Origin of the sequence: Streptomyces fradiae (assembly GCF_041270065.1) — a bacterium.
In the GTDB taxonomy this organism is placed as follows: domain Bacteria; phylum Actinomycetota; class Actinomycetes; order Streptomycetales; family Streptomycetaceae; genus Streptomyces.
The window spans coordinates 7,347,863-7,362,165 of sequence record NZ_CP065958.1; the positions used below are offsets into that span (position 1 = coordinate 7,347,863).

General features: G+C 74.7%; 11 protein-coding genes. 5 read left to right on the forward strand and 6 right to left on the reverse strand.

The genetic code is table 11. The annotated features are described in order from the left end of the window. Window positions 1-42: 42 nt before the first annotated feature. Window positions 43-735, forward strand: coding sequence for a transcriptional repressor LexA (gene lexA, locus JAO84_RS33390; RefSeq protein ID WP_370416194.1), 693 nt, complete (start codon window positions 43-45; stop codon window positions 733-735). Between the two features lie 96 nt (window positions 736-831). On the opposite strand, the gene JAO84_RS33395 is transcribed toward lexA, so the two are convergent. The 3 genes from JAO84_RS33395 to JAO84_RS33405 all read right to left on the reverse strand — a co-directional run bounded on the left by JAO84_RS33395 (window position 832) and on the right by JAO84_RS33405 (window position 3,395). Beyond that, window positions 832-1,434 carry an isochorismatase family protein gene (locus JAO84_RS33395; RefSeq protein ID WP_370416195.1) on the reverse strand — a complete coding sequence of 201 codons (603 nt, stop codon included), beginning with the start codon at window positions 1,432-1,434 and terminating at the stop codon, window positions 832-834. A gap of 233 nt (window positions 1,435-1,667) precedes the next feature. Next, on the reverse strand, window positions 1,668-2,921 hold the full coding sequence (locus JAO84_RS33400) for a cation:proton antiporter (RefSeq protein ID WP_370416196.1): 1,254 nt from the start codon (window positions 2,919-2,921) through the stop codon (window positions 1,668-1,670). Window positions 2,922-2,924: 3 nt separating this feature from the next. Beyond that, window positions 2,925-3,395, reverse strand: a complete 471-nt coding sequence (locus JAO84_RS33405) for a cation:proton antiporter regulatory subunit (protein WP_370416937.1) — start codon at window positions 3,393-3,395, stop codon at window positions 2,925-2,927. A gap of 191 nt (window positions 3,396-3,586) precedes the next feature. On the opposite strand from JAO84_RS33405, the gene JAO84_RS33410 reads away from it, so the two are divergent. From JAO84_RS33410 to JAO84_RS33425, 4 genes are all read left to right on the forward strand, one after another. Continuing rightward, window positions 3,587-4,333, forward strand: a complete 747-nt coding sequence (locus tag JAO84_RS33410) for an HNH endonuclease family protein (RefSeq protein WP_370416197.1) — start codon at window positions 3,587-3,589, stop codon at window positions 4,331-4,333. A gap of 222 nt (window positions 4,334-4,555) precedes the next feature. Beyond that, on the forward strand, window positions 4,556-4,675 hold the full coding sequence (locus tag JAO84_RS33415; RefSeq protein WP_370416198.1) for a class III lanthipeptide: 120 nt from the start codon (window positions 4,556-4,558) through the stop codon (window positions 4,673-4,675). 168 nt (window positions 4,676-4,843) lie between these two features. Further along, window positions 4,844-7,594 carry a class III lanthionine synthetase LanKC gene (lanKC, locus tag JAO84_RS33420; RefSeq protein ID WP_370416199.1) on the forward strand — a complete coding sequence of 917 codons (2,751 nt, stop codon included), beginning with the start codon at window positions 4,844-4,846 and terminating at the stop codon, window positions 7,592-7,594. After that, the gene (locus tag JAO84_RS33425) at window positions 7,591-9,135 is read left to right on the forward strand and encodes an ATP-binding cassette domain-containing protein (RefSeq protein WP_370416200.1); all 1,545 of its coding nucleotides are present in this window, start codon (window positions 7,591-7,593) and stop codon (window positions 9,133-9,135) included. The genes lanKC and JAO84_RS33425 overlap by 4 nt, the downstream gene beginning before the upstream one ends. Window positions 9,136-9,335: 200 nt before the next feature. Here JAO84_RS33425 and JAO84_RS33430 read toward each other — a convergent pair whose 3' ends face one another. From JAO84_RS33430 to JAO84_RS33440, 3 genes are all read right to left on the reverse strand, one after another. Next, a complete protein-coding gene (locus JAO84_RS33430) occupies window positions 9,336-12,200 on the reverse strand; it encodes an AAA family ATPase (protein ID WP_370416201.1) in 2,865 nt (954 codons plus the stop codon). 140 nt (window positions 12,201-12,340) lie between these two features. Continuing rightward, window positions 12,341-12,991, reverse strand: coding sequence for a response regulator (locus JAO84_RS33435; protein ID WP_370416202.1), 651 nt, complete (start codon window positions 12,989-12,991; stop codon window positions 12,341-12,343). Continuing rightward, complete coding sequence (locus tag JAO84_RS33440; RefSeq protein ID WP_370416203.1) at window positions 12,979-14,139, reverse strand: sensor histidine kinase; 1,161 nt, start codon at window positions 14,137-14,139, stop codon at window positions 12,979-12,981. The genes JAO84_RS33435 and JAO84_RS33440 overlap by 13 nt, the downstream gene beginning before the upstream one ends. Between the last annotated feature and the right edge of the window lie 164 nt (window positions 14,140-14,303).

The window sequence follows — 14,303 nt, forward strand, 5'->3', positions numbered from 1 at the left end:
GCCGCGGCAGGCGCCGGCGAAACGGAAGAACGGAGGCCGACCGTGGGCAGACCCCGTGCCGGCCGGCCGCCGGGCACCCGGATCAACCACGACGGGCTGACCCAGCGCCAGCAGCAGATCCTCGACATCATCCGCACCCACACCCGGCGGCACGGCTTCCCGCCCTCCATGCGGGAGATCGCCGCCGGTGCCGGACTGCTCAGCACCTCCAGCGTCTCGCACCAGATCCGGGCCCTGGAGAAGAAGGGCTTCCTGCGCCAGGACCCGCAGCGGCCGCGCGCCTATGTGATCGCCGAGCGGCCCGGGGACGAGTCGGCCGAGGGTGCCCGCGAGCGGCGGCTCGAGCAGGAGGGCGAGCGGCAGGCCGTGACCGTGCCGCTGGTCGGCCGGATCGCCGCCGGTGTCCCCATCACCGCCGAGGAGATGGTCGAGGACACCCTGGTGCTGCCCGCCCAGGTGGTCGGCGCGGGCCGGCTGTTCGCCGTGACCGTCGTCGGCGACTCCATGCGCGACGCCCACATCGAGGACGGCGACGTGGTCGTCGTGCGCGCGCAGGACACCGCCGACGACGGCGACATCGTGGCCGCCATGCTGGACGGCGAGGCCACTGTGAAGCGCCTCTCCCACGACGGCCCGCACGTCTGGCTGAAGCCCGCCAACGCGAACTACGAGCCGATACCCGGCGACGAGGCGGTCGTCCTCGGCAAGGTGGTGTCCGTCCTGCGCCGCCTCTGAGCCGCGTGCCTCCTCTCTGAACCGCTGAAGCCGCCCGGGGCGGCCCCCCGCGCCGTCCCGAACGCGTTCCGTCGGCCGGTGCGGCCGGCCCGGGGCTCAGCTCAGCGCGGCGGCGTCCGGCACGACGACGCCGTACAGGTCGTCGATGGTGGCAAGCGCGCCCAGGTGCAGCTGCTCGGCGGAGACCGCGCCGCCCGTGGTGGCCAGGGCGCGGGTGGCGCAGGCGTCGGCCACGACCGTCGGACGGTTGCCGCGCAGGAAGGCGCCGGCGGTCGTGAAGGCCACGCACATGTGGGTCATGAAGCCGGCGACGACGAGGTCCTTGTGACCGGCCTCGTCGATGCGCTCGGCCAGGTCGGTGCCGACGAAGGCGTCGGGGACGGTCTTCACCACGACCGGCTCGCCGTCGACCGGCGCCACCCGCGGATGGATCTGCCCGATCTCGGCACGGATGTCGTACGGGGTGCCCTCGCCCCCGTCGTTGATGACGTGGACGACCTTCGCCCCGGCGGCGCGGGCCGCGGCGAGCAGCCCGGCGGCGGCGTCGAGCGCGCCCTCCCAGCCCGCCAGCTCCATCGCGCCGCGGGTGTAGGTGTTCTGGTAGTCGATCAGGACCAGGGTCGATCCGGCGAGCGAGGCCGGGGTCTGGTCGAAGCCGCTGAGCTCGCGCAGGCTGGCCGACGGCGTGGTGGTGGACATCGCGTGCCCCTTCTCAGGGTCGAGGGTGTGATGCAGTCGGAACACGGCCGCGCACGCGGCCCGGTGACTGTGCCTCCACGCTACGAACCCCACCCGGATGGCGGCAATGTCATGTGAGTTGCAGATCCGGACATCGCCGCCGGCCGGGCGGGGTCATCGCTCAGGGGTGGTGCGGTGCGGTGCGGTACGGCCAAGGGCCGTGAGCTGCGCTTCTCGTGCGCCGCCCGGCGGGCTCAGCGCCCGCCGGCACCCTCCCCGACCGGGTCGAGCCGCTCCTCCTGAGGGCCGCCGGCCGTCTCGGAGGGCGCCGCCGGTCCGGCCGGGCGGCGGCGCAGGCCGGCGAGGCGGGTGGCGACCGGCTCGGTGTAGCGGGCCGTCAGCGGGCCGAGGATCACCAGGATGAGCACATAGGCGGTGGCGAGCGGCCCGAGCGAGGGCTCGATGCCCGCGGTGACCGCGAGTCCCGCGATGACGATGGAGAACTCGCCGCGCGCCACCAGGGTGCCGCCGGCCCGCCAGCGCCCGCGCGCGGAGATCCCGGCGCGGCGCGCCGCCCAGTAACCCGTGGCGATCTTCGTACCGGCCGTGACGACGGCGAGTGCGAGCGCCGGGAGCAGCACCGGTGGAATGCTCGCGGGGTCCGTGTGAAGCCCGAAGAAGACGAAGAACACGGCGGCGAAGAGGTCGCGCAGCGGGCTGAGCAGGTTGTGCGCGCCCTCGGCGACCTCGCCGGACAGGGCGATGCCGACCAGGAACGCGCCGACGGCGGCGGAGACCTGGAGCTGCTGCGCCACACCGGCCACCAGCAGGGTCAGACCGAGGACGACGAGCAGCAGCTTCTCCGGGTCGTCGCTGGAGACGAAGCGGGAGATGAGCCGCCCGTAGCGGAGGGCGAGGAAGAGCACGAGACCCGCCACGCCGAGCGCGACGGCCAGGGTCAGACTGCCCGCCGCCAGGCCGACGCCGGCCAGCAGGGCGGTGACGATCGGCAGGTAGACGGCCATGGCCAGGTCTTCCAGGACCAGGATGCTCAGGACCACCGGGGTCTCCCGGTTGCCGAGCCGGCCCAGGTCGCCGAGCACCTTGGCGATGACGCCGGAGGACGAGATCCAGGTGACGCCGGCGAGCACGACGGCCGCGACCGGGCCCCAGCCGAGCAGCAGCGCCATGGCGGCGCCGGGCAGGGCGTTCAGGGCCGCGTCGACGAGCCCCGCGGGGTACTGGGTCTTGAGGTTGGTGACCAGGTCCGTCGCGGTGTATTCGAGGCCCAGCATCAACAGCAGCAGGATGACGCCGATCTCGGCGCCGATGGCGACGAACTCCTCGCTGGCGCCGAGCGGAAGGAGCCCGCCCTCGCCGAAGGCGAGACCGGCGAGCAGATAGAGGGGTATCGGGGAGAACTTCAGCCGTCCGGCGAGCCGGCCGAGGAGGCCGAGGCCGAGGATGATCGCTCCGAACTCGATGAGGAAGACGGCGGACGAGTGCATGGATCACTCCCTTTCGAGTATCAGGGCGGCGGCGTCGGCCCCTTCGCGGGTGCCGATCACGATGAGGGTGTCGCCCCCGGCGAGGCGGAAGTCGGGGCCGGGGGAGGGGATGGCGTCGGCGCGGCGCAGCACGGCCACGATGGAGACGCCGGTCTCGGTCCGCATCCGGGTCTCGCCGAGGTGCCGGCCGTTCCAGTGGGACGCGGCGGACAGTTCGATCCGCTCGGCGACCAGGCCGAGGTCGGTGGTGGAGAGCAGGCTGGGGCTGTGGTGCGCGGGCATCAGCGCGTCGATGAGGGCCTCCGACTCACCGGCGGTCAGCCGGACGGACAAGGAGCATTCATCGGGGTCGTCGCGCTGGTACGCGCTCAGCACCCGGGAGCCGTCGCGGCCGGCGACCACCGAGAGCCGACGGTCCTCACGGGTCGTCAGGTCGTAGCGGACGCCGATTCCGGGCAGCGGGGTGCGGCTCATACGGGTGGAGGGCACGGGGAACTCCTGGCGGGGGAGGCGTGAAGCGGGCATGCGGAAGAGGACGTCCCGGGAGGCGGGCGTCTTGGTAATTACTTTACCCAGGCAGCAAAAAGGCCCGAGGGGGTCGGGAGCGGGACGAACCGGTACGCTTCCGCGCGTACGAGCGGCAAGCGGAGGGAACGATTCGGCTCATGGGGCGTCAGAAGCAGAAGCACATATCGGGATTGACGGCCGCCGCGGCGCTGCTGCTCGTCACCGTCACGGGCTGCGCCGGCCAGGCCGACTCCGGCCCGAACGGAAAGGGACCGACCGCCAAGCCGACCGCCAAGCGGACCGCCGAGCCCACCCGCGGCGCGCCCGGCGGCCCGCCCGCCGGCGCCGGCACCCTGCCCGGGCTGCCCGGCGCCGCCGAGGCCCGCACCCGGCTCGCCGCGCTCAAGGTCGCGCCGCAGGGCTCGATGACCGGCTACAGCCGCGACAAGTTCCCGCACTGGGCCGAGCAGGGCGAGAACTGCAACACCCGCGAGACCGTGCTCGAACGCGACGGCACCGGCGTCCGCCGCGACTCCCAGTGCCGCGCCGTCTCCGGCAACTGGCTCAGCGTCTACGACGGAAAGACCGTCACCAAGGCCTCCGGCCTCGACATCGACCACATGGTGCCGCTCGCCAACGCCTGGCGCTCCGGCGCGAACACCTGGACCCAGGAGAAGCGGAAGGCCTTCGCCAACGACCTCACCCACCCCCAGCTCCTCGCCGTCTCCGCCGTGACCAACCGCTCCAAGGGTGACCAGGGTCCCGAGGAGTGGCAGCCGCCGTCCCGCGCGTACTGGTGCGTCTACGCCCGCGCGTGGACCTCGGTGAAGGCGACCTACGGCCTGACGGTCACCCGCGCGGAGAAGACCGAACTCGGCACCATGCTGGACACCTGCGGCTCCTGACCGGCGCGTCCCCCCCCCTGCCCCACGCCCGCCCCCGCACCGCGTGCGCGCCCCCGCCCCCACCATTCGCGGCGGGTGGGGGCCGCCGGATTATGGGGGCGGAGCTCCCATGTGCGGGGGCGGCGGATGGCGTTGACTGGCGCATGCCGAACGGCCGGCCGGTACGGACACCATCCACTGCGTGCGCCCCCAGGTGCACCCGCGACAGAGGAGACGATCCGCATGAGCAGCGTTCTCAAGCTCCAGAACCTCGAGCCCACGACCGCCAACACCAGCGCCGCCGTCGTCAGCCTGACCAGCTCCAGCAGCAGCTGCTGCTCCACGAAGCCCGAGGCCGTCTGACGAAGCGGCCGGTGATCCGCGCGGGGGTGCACGGGGCACCTCCGCGCGGATCCCGCGCCGTTCCTTCGCGGTACCCGGTACCGACCGGTATTCCCGGTATTCCCGGTACTCCCGGCCGTCGGCGGGCGGCGGCCTCCGGACGAACGCAGAGGCTGAGCTGAGGCTGAGATGCGCAACGAACGATGGGTCAACCGGTTCCTCTTCGCCTGGAACGACACGCTGTTCTTCGATCCGCTCGACGTCGACTACATCCCGCGCGAGGACCACTTCCTCGCCGGCCTCGACCGGCGGACCCGGGACCGCTTCGTCCGCAGCGGCATCTGGTGGAGCCACCGCCACGACCCCGAACTGCCCGCCCAGGGCTGGAAGATCCACGTCTCGGCCAACCACCGCAACGTGCGGGAGGTCGCCGCGACCGTGATCGGCTATCTCACCGCCCACGGCCACGACTTCAAGATCGCGCTCGACCTCAACATCTTCGAGATGCTCAACTCCAAGGGCATGTCACGGGGCAGCGGCGGCAAACTCGTCACCGTCTACCCGCGCGACGAGGAGCGCTTCCGCAGCTGCCTCGCCGACCTCGCCCGCCTCCTGGAAGGCGCCGAAGGCCCGTACGTCCTGTCCGACCTGCGCTACCGGGACAGCAAGGCGCTCTACTTCCGCTACGGCCAGTTCCTCGACACCCACACCGTCGACGTGCTCGGCCGCCACGTCCCGCACATCACCGGACCCGACGGCGCACCCGTACCCGACGACCGGCGGCCCGGCGCGGCCCACCCCGCGTGGGTGCCCTGGCCGTTCGACGACTGGAAGCCCGAGGACTACGAGGACGACGAGTCCGGGGACGGGCTGCTCGGCGGGCGCTTCCGGGTGACCGGCGCCATCCAGTTCTCCAACAGCGGCGGCGTCTACACCGCCGAGGACACCGCCGACGGCGACCGCAAGGTGGTCCTCAAGGAGGCCCGCCCGTACACCAACCCCAACCCGCGCCGGGACCACGACGCCCTCGACATCCTCGCCCGGGAGTGGACCTTCCTCAACCGCCTCGACGGCACCGGCTTCTTCCCCGCGCCGCTGGCGAAGTTCACCCACTGGGAACACCACTTCATCGCCGAGTCGTTCGTCGAGGGCTCCGACATCCGCTCGGTGCTCCTGGAACGCAATCCGCTGGCCCGCCCCGGCTTCGACGTCGAGCAGTCCAAGGAGTTCCTGCGGATCTTCCTCACCGTCTTCCACAGCCTCGCCCGCGCCGTGCGGGCCGCCCACGAGCGCCATGTCGTGCTCGGCGACCTCACCGCCGCCAACCTCCTCATCGACCCCGACACCCACGAGGTGACGGTCGTCGACCTGGAGGCCTGCCGGCTCGCCGACGACGCACCCGACGCCGACGCGGACGCCCCGGACCAGGGCACGGACGCCGCGAAACACGGACTCGCCCAGCCCGTCGAGCTCTTCACGCCCGGCTTCAGCCTGTCCCGGCACATCTACCGGACCTTCGGCTTCGAGGGCGATCTCTTCGCCCTCGCCACCACCATGGCCTACTTCGTCTTCCCGATCGCCGCCATGTCGTACCTCCGCGCGAACGTCCTCGACAGCTACCGGCTGTACCTCGACGACCTCGGCTGGCCCCCGGCCCTGCACACCCTCATCACCGATCTGGCCGCCGCCCGGATCGGCATCCCCGAGGTCCTCGACGCCCTCGCCGACCCCGAGACCCTGATCGGGCAGGTCCGCGAACCCGCGCCCCGCACCGTCGACCCGGCGCCGCTCGCCGGCGCCACGGACGGCGTCGCCGCCTTCATCACCGCCGCCGCCGACCCCGGCCGCGCCACCCTCTTCCCCACCGACCCCTTCGCCCATGTCACCAACCCGCTCAGCCTCGGCTTCGGCGCGAGCGGCGTCCTCTGGGCGCTGCACGCCTCCGGACACGCGATACGCCCCGAGTGGCGGGAGTGGCTGCGCGAGCGAGTGGCCGACATCGATCCCCGGGCCTACCCCGACGGACTGATGAGCGGCCTCGCCGGACTCGCCTGGTCCGCCGACACCCTCGGCCTGCACACCGAGGCCCGCGACCTCCTCGACCAGGCCAATCGGCGCACCCGCGCCGCCGGCCACGAGGCCGCCGACCACACCTTCTACTACGGCCTCGCCGGGCTCGGCATGACCAACCTCCGCTTCCACCTGTACGGCTCCGAGCCCGTCCCCGCCGCCCTCGACGCCGCCCGCGCCTGCGCCGAGGCCCTGCACGCCACCGCCCACCACGACGGCGCGCACGCCTACTGGCTGAACGCCTCCTCGCCCGAAAAGCCGCTCACCGGACTCGGCTTCGGCCAGGCCGGACCCGCCCTCTTCCTGCTGCGCATGCACCAGATCACCGGCGAGGAGCGGCACCTGCGGCTCGGCCGGGCCGCCCTCGACTGGGAGATGGCACGCGCCCGGCCCCTCGACGAACACGGCGGCCCGCTGATGTTCGAGCACGAGGGCACCATGGAGCCGTATCTGGAGGTGGGCTCCGCCGGCGTGCTGCGCGTCCTCCTCCGCTACGGAGACCTGGACGCCGCCCGGACCGTGCTGCGCGGCCTCGACGTCGCCCACTCCGTCCTGCCCGGCTACTCCTTCGGCATGAGCGGCATCGCCGACGCCCTCCTGGACGCCGCCGAGTTCACCGGCGACGCCCGCCACCGCGCGACCGCGCTGCGCCAACTCGACCACGTACGCCAGGTGTTCCTCTTCGAACCCGAGGAGCGCTTCGGCGTCCCCCGCGACCCCGCCGGACCCGCCCCGCTCGGCGTCCCCGGCGAAGGACTGCTCCGCTGCGCCACCGACTACCTCACCGGCTCGGCCGGCGTCCTGCGCGTCCTGCACCGGCTCCGGCACGGCGGCCCCGCCGACTTCCTCCTCGACGAGGTGGCCCGGTGAACCAGCTCTGGCACACCCTGCGCGGACACCGCGGCCCCTTCACCGCCATCCTCGCCGCCGAGGCGCTCACCGGCGGCACCGAGGCCCTGCTGCACCCGCTGCTCCTCAAGGCCCTCTTCGACCAGGCCATCCTGACGGCCGACTTCCAGCGCTTCCTGCTCCTCGGCGGCTGCTATCTGCTCCTCGGCCTCACCCTGAACCTCGCCGGCTACGGCACCACGCTGTGGCGCAAGCGCTTCGAGAACGCCTTCGTGCTCGCCCTGGAGACCGAACTCCTCGCCCGCACCCTGAAGTTGGAGGGCCGCAGGCTCGCCGGCCCCGGCAGCGCCTCGTTTGTCAGCCGGATCCACAACGATGTGCGCGAGGGCGTCCTGCCGGCCGTCGACGTCGCCCTCCGCATCGCCCGCCAGGCCGTCGCCTCCACCGTCTTCCTCGGCGTCCTGCTCTACCTCTCCTGGCAGGCCAGCCTCATCCTCCTGGTGATCGTGCCCCCGCTGGTACTCGCCAGCAACCGGCTCGCCAAGCGCATCGCCGAGAACACCGACGCCGAACGCGAGGCCGAGGCGACCTACGTCCACGTCCTCACCCGCACCCTCGCCGCCTTCCACGCCCTGCGCGGACTGCCCGCCCTGCTGCCCGGCACCCGCGCCGCCAACCGCGAGGCGCTCGGCGGCTTCCTCGGCATCACCTACACCAACCACCGCCTGACGCAGCGTCAACGTACGCTCAGCGACCTGGTGATGAACCTCTCGGACACCGCGTCCATGGTCATAGGCGCGTTCTTCGTCCTCTCCGGCCGGATGACCTTCGGCAGCTTCCTCGCCTTCGTCAACTCCCTCTGGCGGGCCGTCACCGGCATCTTCGACCTCGTCAACATGATCCCGCAGACCCGCCGCAGCACCGCCGTCCTGCTGCGCATCGAAGCCCTCCGCGCGGCCCCCGCCGGCCCGCTGCCCGAGGAGAGCCCGCTGATCCGGGTGCACGACGCCCGCATCCGGTACGGGGAAGGGGACGAGCGCCCGGCCGAACTGGCCCTGCCCGAACTCGTCCAGCGGCCCGGCGAGCACGTGCTGCTCCGCGGCGCCAACGGCTGCGGCAAGACCACCCTGCTCCAGGTCGTCGCCGGCACCCTCGCCGCCGACACCGGCCACGTCACCCGGCCGGCCCGGGTCGCCGCCCTCACCGCCCCCGTCGACCTGCCCCCGCTGCCCGTACGCGCCCTCGTCACCGACCCCGCCCTGCGCACCGCCCTCGACCTCGACGACCTCGCCGACCGGCTCCCCGCCGACCTCTCCTCGGGCCAGCGCCAGCGCGCCGGCATCGGCGCCCTGCTCTCCGAGGACGCCGACGCCTACCTCGCCGACGAACCCTTCGCCAACCTCGACGACCACAGCCGCGCCCGCGCCCTCCAGCTCCTCCACGACCGCACCGCGGGCCGCGCCCTCCTGGTCGTCCACCACGGGGACGAGGCCCTCGACGACACCTTCGACCGGGTCGTACGGGCCGGAGCGCCGGCGAAGGCGGGCACCCCCACGCCCTGACCCCGGGTCACCGGCACACCCCACGCCCTAGGGCCTGTCCGGAAAGTCCCGCCTGGCTCGCGGTGTCTGGCACGCACGCTCGCCGCGTTGTCGTCGGTCGCCATGGCAAGCCATGTCTCCCTCCTCCGCCTTGCGATCGCACGCACCAGACACCGCGAGCCCTGCCCTGCGGGCAGACGACGCTACTTTCCGGACGGGCCCTAGGGAGCCGAACCCGTCACCAGATCCCGGGCGGCCGACGCGAACGCCGCCCGGTTCGGGTGCCCCGTCTTCTGCAGGAGGCTCGACACATGCTTCTCCACCGTGCGCGGCGAGATGTGCAGCCGGCCCGCGATGTCACGGTTGCCGAAGCGCTCCGCGAGCAGCCGTGCCACCTCGAACTCCCGCACCGTGATCCCGCACCGGCGCAGCGGCGCGGGCACCCGGTCGGTGCCGGAGCGGCGCTGCCGCACCGGGGCGCCCATGGCGCGCAGCAGTCCGCGGCAGGCACCGGCCACGGCCGGCAGGGCGGCGGCGTGGAAGAACTCCTCCGCCTCGCGCGCCCAGTCGGCCGGGGCGCCCCAGCCGTCCTCGTACGCGGCGGCCGCCACAAGACGCATCCCGAGCCGCCCCGCCAGCGGATAGGGCGCCGCGTCGGCCAGCGCCGCCCCGGCCGCCGCCGTCGCCTCCGCCGCCCGGCCCTCGCGGCCGAGCAGCACCGCGTCGGCGAGCCCCGCGAACGGCCGGTTCCAGCGGGCCGCCGCGGCCCCCGCCGCGAGCGCCCGGTCGTGGTGCCGCCGCCCGGCCCGCCCCGCGAGCACCCCGCACAGCAGGGCCACCCCGTGCCGGCCGAAGTCACCCGTCGCCGGATTCTCCGCGTCGTACGCGAGGGCCTGCGCGAACTCCCGCTCGGCCGCCTCGTGATCCTCCTCCAGGAGCGAGCAGAACCCCCGCGCGAGCCCGAACTCCATCGCCCGAAGCCCCGGCGCCGCGTCCGCCACGGGCGCGAGCCGTGCGAGGGCCTCCCGCAGCTCGTCGCGCCGCCCCCGGTGCGCGACCCGCACCGCCTCCGCGAGCCGCCAGAGCGCCACCGCCCGCCCCAAGCCCCGGCGCGCCGCGTCCTCCTCCCCGTCCCGGATCAGCTCCCCGGCCGCCCCGAACGCCCCGCGCCGCACCCCGTCGAGCGCGAGCGCGAACCCCGTCTCGTGCGCCTGCGGCGCGAGCCCCGCCCGCTCGGCCGCCCGCCGGCTCTCCTCCACGGCCGCCGCGAGGCCGTCCCGCCGCATCGCGAGCCGCGCCAGGCACCCGTCGGCGGCGATCCGCAGCGCCCCGTCGCCCGGCGTGAGCGCGGCAAGCGCCCGCGCCCTGGTGAACCGTTCCGCCGCGCCCTGCCCGTCCTGGTCCTGGGTGAGCCGCCCGAGCGCGAGCAGCGCCCACCCGGTGGCCCCGGGCAGGCCCGCGGCATGCGCGGCGTCGACCGCCCGGCGGGCCGCCCCCGTGGCCGTGCGAAGCCGCTCGGGCGCGAGCCGGCCCGGCTCGACCCGCGCCGCGGCCAGCTCGACCAGGGCGGTGGCCCCGTGGTCGCCGCCGGCCTCACCCAGCGTCCAGCGCGCCAGATCCAGGCGCCGCAGCGCCTCCTCGGGCCGCCCGGCCACCGCGTGCACCTGTGCGATCCGTGCGTGCAACCCGGCCCGGCGGGCCGCCGCGAGCCCGGGCCCGTCGGCCGGCAGCTCCAGGGCCTCCCGGGGGAGGGCGTCCAGACGCCCGGTCAGCAGGACCGCGTCGAGCAGCCCCTCCCACACCTCCGCCCGCAGCTCCGCCGGAACCGCCGGGGACAGCAGCCCGTGCGCGGTGGTGAGCAGCGTCAGCGCCCGTTCCGGGGCCCCCTCGGCGCCGGCCCGCCGTGCCCCCTCCACATACCGCCGCAGCGCCTCCGCCGGGTCGCCCGCGCTCGCGTGCAGCGCCGCCGCTCGGGCACACCAGGGGCCCGGCAGCCCCGGGTGCAGCTCCGCCACGGCGAGTGCGGCGCGCCGGGCGGCCCGTACCCGGTCGGCCGGGGGAAGGGCGGCGGCGAGGGCCCGGGCGGCCAGGGGATGCCGGAAGACGTAGGCCGAGGGGTCGTCCGGATCGGGCGTGAGCAGATGCGCGTCGGCCGCCGCCCGCAGCAGCGCGCCCGCCCGTACCTCCTCGACGCCTGCCGCGCGCGCCACCTCGTACACCGCACACCGCTCCCCGAAAAGCCCGGCCACGGCGAGGAGTCGCACCGCGCCAGGGCCCAACCGCTCGGCCCGCCGCCGTACATCCGCCGCGACCGCCTCCGGAACGTCCGCCGGGCCGCCCTCACGTCCGTACTCGCGTACCAACTCTCGTACGAGAAAGGGCAGTCCGGCGGACTCCTCGCGCAACCGGCGCAGCAGCTCCGCCGGCAGCGGCGTCCCGCCGTACTCGGCCGCGGCCAGGCGCCGGACGTCCCGCGGGCCGAGCGGCGGCAGGTCGAGACGGTGGTGGGCGCGGGCGGCGAGGTCGGTCGCCGGGCCCGGGCCGGGGGAGACGGTGGCGAGCAGCACCACCGGCAGCGACGGCAGCTGGTCGAGGAGATAGTCGACGACGGCGAGGGTTCCCGGATCGGCCTCGTGCAGATCGTCGAGCACGAGCAGGAACCCCCGCCGTCCGGCGGCCGAGGCGACGGTGCGGAGGACCGCCTCGGCCGCCGCCAGGGGCGGCACGCCGCTCCTCCCCCCGAGGAGCCGGGCCAGGATCCGCCGGTGGCCGCCCGTTCCCCCCGGTGCGGGCAGCCCCTCGGTCCTCGCCAGCGCCAGCAGCGCCTCGGCCAGCGGCCGGTAGGGGACGGCCGGGCCCACGGTCCCCGTCCTGCCGTGGGCCGCGCCCATCCCCGCGGCCCGCGCCGCGGCGACGGCCGAGGCGGCGAACCGGGTCTTCCCCACGCCCGGTTCACCGCTGACGACCACCACCGCGCCCCGTCCCGAACGGGCGTCCCCGAGGGCCCCGGCGACCCGGCTCATCCGGTCGCCCCGGCCCACGAGTCCGCCGGGTCCCGGATCGGTACAGGCGTACGGCTCCGTCATCTGCGCCCTCCCCTCCGGCCCCGCCCGGCGGCGCGTGCCGGGGACGACGATAGGAAGGACCGGGGTGCCCCCTGCAGCCGTCCGTTTGGGGGGCTTGCGTTCGGGGGGCACCCGGCGGGGAGACTGTCCCCGTCGCGGGGTCAGGCCTCCAGGCTGTCCTCGCGGACCCGCCGGGCCAGGTCGATCTTGGTGTAGGCGGGGCGGCCGGCCTGGCGGTACTTGGCCTTGACCCGGTCGAGGTAGTCCTTCGCGGTGTGCACGGTGATCCCGGCGCGCCGGGCGGCGGACTTCAGGGTCAGGCCCGAGGCGTAGTCGAGCAGGATCTGCCGCTCGCGCGGCGAGAGGCTGGGGCGGGAGGGGCTGCTGTCGTGCGCGCAGGCGAAGGCGAGTTCGGGGGAGTGGGAGCCGTGGCCCGCCACGATGTCCTGGACGGCGGCGACCAGGGTGGGCAGCTCGTTGTCCTTGGTGAGATAGCCGTCGGCGCCGGCCCGTACGGACTCGATGATCCGGGTGCGGTCGGGCACCGTGCTGATCATCAGCACCCGGGTGCCGGTGGCGACCAGCCGCCGGATGTTGTCGGTGGGCGTGGAGCCGTCGCGCAGCAGCAGGTCGAGCAGCACGATGTCGGCCGGCGGCCCGGCGTCCGGGCCCGGTGCGCCGGCCAGGAGTTCGCCGACGGTGGCCGCCGTGGCGACCACCCGGAGCCCGGGCACGCCGCCGAGCCAGGACCGCATGCCGTCGAGCAGCATCCGGTCGTCGTCGACCACGGCCACGCTGATCACGCCGGCCATCGCAGCTCCACCCGTACGCCCTCGCCGGGTGCGGTGTCGACGACGGCCCGGCCGCCGACCTCGGTCATCCGGGAGTGGATCGAGCCGCGCAGCCCGAAGCCGGGCACATGGTCCTCGGGGTCGAAGCCGGGGCCGCGGTCGACGACGGTGATCACCGCGCCGGGGCCGTCGGTGTCGCCGGTCGCGGTGAGCCAGGCGTGTCCGGTGCCGGCGTGCCGGCGTACGTTGTTCAGCGCCTCGCGGGCTGCGTCGGCGAAGGCCCCGGCGACGGCCGGCGGCACCTCGGGGAGCCGGTGGTACTGGGCGGTGACCCGCAGCCGCAGGCTCTCCACGGAGCTGACGGCCTCTTCCAGGGCGGTGCCCAGGCCGGGGTGGTGGACCTCCTCGGCGGTCTGCTGGACGAGCCGCCGCAGATAGGCGGCCTCGCGGCCGCACCGCTCGCGCACCTCGGGGGCGTTGGCGTCGACGCCGCCGGCCGCGAGGGTGGTGAGGGTGGCGAGCACGGTGTCGTGCAGGGCGCGGTGGTGGTCGAGCCGTTCGGCGTAGCGGGCCTTCTGGGCCTCGGCGGCGAGCGCCCGGGCGTTGGCCTCGTCGAGCAGCCGGCCCTGCCGGCGCAGGTACCACCACATCACCCAGGCCATCGCGGCCGAGGAGAGCAGCGAGTTGAGGTGTCCGCCGAGCACGGCCCGGCCGGCGCCGACGAGGTGGTAGCCGGCGAGATGGGTCGCGACGAGCAGCCCGAGGCCGGCCAGGGCCTGGGCGCGGGGGAGGGCGACGGCGGCGACGGCGCTGGCCGAGCCGCCGAGGAGCATCGCCCAGCCGATCGCCGGGGTCTCCCGGACCCCGCCCCAGGCGTAGAGGGCGAGGGGCAGCGCGCAGCCGGTGACCAGGACGTCGGCCCGCACGTGCCGCGGGTCGAACCAGCCGCGCCGCAGCCCGCTGCCGTACGTGAGCAGGCTGAGACCGAGGGCGGCGGCGATGCCCAGGTACGGGACGGGGTGCCCGTCGCGGCGCTGGGCGACGGCGAGCACGCCGACGGTGAGATGGCTCGCGCGGTACAGCAGGGTGGTGAGCATCATGAAGGACCGGGCCCGCTGGAGGGCCGAGCCCACTCCCTCCGGCCGGCGCAGCGCGCGCGTCCACCCCATCGATAAGGACCCCACCGGCAAGACGTGCCTCCCGTACCACCGTGCCCGACTGCCCCCGTCGCCCCGCATTGTGCCCGAGCGGGCATCCGCCGACAGGGCCGCTACCAGCCGTTTTGCGGACGGTGTGAAGGCGGTGTGCGCGAGCTGTGGCGACCGCTCGTACT

Coding starts and splice junctions, on each gene's coding strand:
- JAO84_RS33395 (WP_370416195.1), bottom strand. CDS start 1,434: ATGTCCACCACCACGCCGTCGGCCAGCCTGCGCGAGCTCAGCGGCTTC.
- JAO84_RS33400 (WP_370416196.1), bottom strand. CDS start 2,921: ATGCACTCGTCCGCCGTCTTCCTCATCGAGTTCGGAGCGATCATCCTC.
- JAO84_RS33405 (WP_370416937.1), bottom strand. CDS start 3,395: ATGAGCCGCACCCCGCTGCCCGGAATCGGCGTCCGCTACGACCTGACG.
- JAO84_RS33410 (WP_370416197.1), top strand. CDS start 3,587: ATGGGGCGTCAGAAGCAGAAGCACATATCGGGATTGACGGCCGCCGCG.
- JAO84_RS33415 (WP_370416198.1), top strand. CDS start 4,556: ATGAGCAGCGTTCTCAAGCTCCAGAACCTCGAGCCCACGACCGCCAAC.
- lanKC (WP_370416199.1), top strand. CDS start 4,844: ATGCGCAACGAACGATGGGTCAACCGGTTCCTCTTCGCCTGGAACGAC.
- JAO84_RS33430 (WP_370416201.1), bottom strand. CDS start 12,200: ATGACGGAGCCGTACGCCTGTACCGATCCGGGACCCGGCGGACTCGTG.
- JAO84_RS33435 (WP_370416202.1), bottom strand. CDS start 12,991: ATGGCCGGCGTGATCAGCGTGGCCGTGGTCGACGACGACCGGATGCTG.
- JAO84_RS33440 (WP_370416203.1), bottom strand. CDS start 14,139: ATGGGGTGGACGCGCGCGCTGCGCCGGCCGGAGGGAGTGGGCTCGGCC.